The organism is Thermogutta sp. (genome assembly GCF_014359955.1).
GTDB lineage: Bacteria > Planctomycetota > Planctomycetia > Pirellulales > Thermoguttaceae > Thermogutta.
Genome location: NZ_JACIYL010000608.1, coordinates 1 through 2,778 on the forward strand (window position 1 = coordinate 1; position 2,778 = coordinate 2,778).

The 2,778-nt window shown below is 57.7% G+C and carries 2 protein-coding genes and 1 pseudogene; all 3 read right to left on the bottom strand.

From position 1 onward, the window contains the following. Positions 1–594: hypothetical protein (locus H5U08_RS14950; RefSeq protein WP_297034777.1), on the bottom strand; the 594-nt coding region annotated here is incomplete at its 3' end. Between the two features lie 123 nt (positions 595–717). Then, the gene (locus H5U08_RS14955) at positions 718–1,671 is read right to left on the bottom strand and encodes a protein-L-isoaspartate(D-aspartate) O-methyltransferase (RefSeq protein WP_297034780.1); all 954 of its coding nucleotides are present in this window, start codon (positions 1,669–1,671) and stop codon (positions 718–720) included. 166 nt (positions 1,672–1,837) lie between these two features. Continuing rightward, a pseudogene (locus H5U08_RS14960) lies at positions 1,838–2,778 on the bottom strand (gfo/Idh/MocA family oxidoreductase); the annotation flags it as partial.

The following is a 2,778-nucleotide window of genomic DNA, read 5'->3' on the forward strand; positions in this document are numbered from 1 at the left end:
CGGTCGGAAATCTGGAACCGGGGTCAACTCCACGTCGTCCAACCAGAGTGTGCCGGTACTTTGAAAGTAGATTTGGAACCGACTCTCTTCGGCGGGGAGGTCGGTTGTAGCGCGAAAATAGAACTCGAATGATTCCCACTCGCTCGTAGGTGAAAAAATTTCCTGCAGCCCGGTGGGAGTCCAATTGCGATAGTTGACCAGTGCCACGCAGACACTTCCCGCGACAAGCTCCTCAGCCCTGGCCCGCAGCCGCAGTCGGTACCATTGCCCACGTTTCACCGATACGACATTGAGCTGGCACACCATGGCGTGGCTGTCGGGGAAGCCGCCTTCGAATTTTGTGCACGTGAGTCGCGCTACGTAACCGCCCTCGGGCAAGGGTACCCGTTTCAGATGTTGGATAATCGTTCCTCGGCCGGCCGTTCTCCACCCGTCTGGAACGCCGTCACCATCGTTGTCCTGCTCGAAAGAGCCGTTGAATACGCCTTCCGTTGCCAAAAGTGGAGAAGCGCGCCAGCCTGCAAGTACGATGACGATTCCCAGGACGTACCACGCTCGGAAGGTCGGAGCTTGGTCACAGTGCCGCGCCAACATGAGCACGCTCCGTTTTGTTCGTGTGCTGGCGGGGTAAGTATCGCGATGTGGGGACTCCGTAAGAGGTCACAGTTTCTTCCCAAAAACGTATAAGTCCGCGCACCGGAAAGGAAGGAGAAACGATCATCGCGACCGCCGCTGGGCTTCGCCCGTCATGGGGACAAACAGAACAGGTGCGACGCTCTCGCGATGAATCGAGCCGTCCGGCCGTTTTTCAATCACGAGGAGCTGTTGTTCAACACGTCCCACGGGAATAACGAGCCGTCCACCCACCGCAAGCTGATCCACGAGAGGTTGCGGTATATGATCAGGCGCCGCTGCGACGATGATAACATCGAACGGGGCCTTTTCCGGCCAGCCGCGGTACCCGTCTCCGGTCTTGACAACCACATTCGTGTAGCCGAGGCGTTTGAGACGCTCGGCCGCCTCTTGGGCCAGCGGTTCCACAATCTCGATGCTGTACACTTCCCGACAGAGTTCAGCGAGAATCGCCGCCTGATACCCCGAGCCCGTTCCAATGTCCAGGGCCCGGTGGTGCGGCCGGGGACGCGCCAACTGCGTCATGAGCGCGACGATATACGGCTGCGAAATAGTCTGATGGTAGCCGATGGGCAGGGGATGGTCGTCGTAGGCCTCTACGATGACGTCCTCCGGTACAAACTCATGTCGCGGGATACGGCCCATCACGTAAAGAACCTGAGGGTCAACGATGTCACGGGACCAAAGTTGAAATTGGACCATCTTCTGCCGGGCCAAACGAAAAGCCTCCGGTTCAGGCGGGAAGACCGGATGACATGGTCCCGGCTTCAACTCGAAGGATTGCTTCTGTTGGCTCGTGTCGGTACTTTCGCTGTGAGTCGTTGACTGCTGCGGGTTCGATTCCGCAGACTGCTCTGATGCTCCTCCGGAGGTATCATGACTTGCATCCATCCAGGTCATTGCCGGCTCAGAATCAGCAGTTCGTTGAACCTGTTCCGATATGAAGAAAACGCTTCTCACCACGGCGTACGCCGCCAGGAGAAGCCCCGCGGTCACCACGCTGCCTGCAAACACACGCCCAACCGGTCGGTCCAGCATGGCGATCCTCCCTGCTGGACTGGGGGAGTTGAACCGTCCCGTTTTTCAAAACGTCATCCGGCCCCGTCGTGGTTTTCACTCGACCGGGATCACGCGGTCTCGGAATACACCGCGACGGGGCCCGAAGCTGGCAGACCTTGGACAAGGCGGGTGGCCCGCCTGGTGCTCACACTTTATCCGCTGTTGGACAAACGAAGGGAGCTCGATATTCCCGCGTCGTCAACGCTGTCGCTTCCGGCGAATCCGGGAAGATTTCCTTCTCGGGATCGAACTTTAAGAGCGGTCCCATGGAGATGGGATACTTCTTCAAATCGACGCCGTTATCCACGAGATGTCGCAGCGTCCGTTCCAGCGTCGCGATATTGTCATCCAGGCTCTTGACGTTGGCCAGCACCCGTTTGGCTTCCTCGGGCGAAACCTTGTTATTTTCACCGAGATAATAGGAAATGTTGCCCAGATGACTGATGGCCGCTGAGAGGTGTCCCTCCCAAGCGTCGGAATGCAGATCTTTGGGGTTGCGGCTGAGGCATGCGTCGATGAAGTTGGCGAAGTGGTTACCGGCGCCTCTGAATTCCTTGATCGGTTTTTTGTTCTTGTCGTACGCCACGCAGTGGGTGTACGTCCGCTGGACGAGATAGCCGTCAGACCCATAGAAGATCACGCCAATCTTGTTTTCGGAGATACCCTGGAAGAAATAGTTGATTTCCTCGTCCGCGGAGTTGGCCACTGACAGACCGCGCGTTTCGAAGACGATGCACTTGTCGCCGTAATCGTAGATGGAAACCTCCGTGTTCGCAGTATCACCGGCATCGACATAGTTATCATCATGCCGCTCGGCCTGGTAACCCAGTCGGCCGCCGTAGGAAATGACGCTGAACGGATGACTGTTAATGCCGAGTCCCCAGCGTGCGATGTCGGTCTGATGGGGCCCCTGGTTGCCCAGATCGCCGTTACCGTACAGCCGCTGCCAGTGCCAATCATAATGGAAATTCGGGCGGGTGCACCGCGGTGTGGTGTAGGGTGCCGGACCACTCCAGAGATTGAAATCGACTTCGGGTGGAATCGGATAATCCCCTTTCGGGCCAATCGACTTTCGCCGTTTGTAGC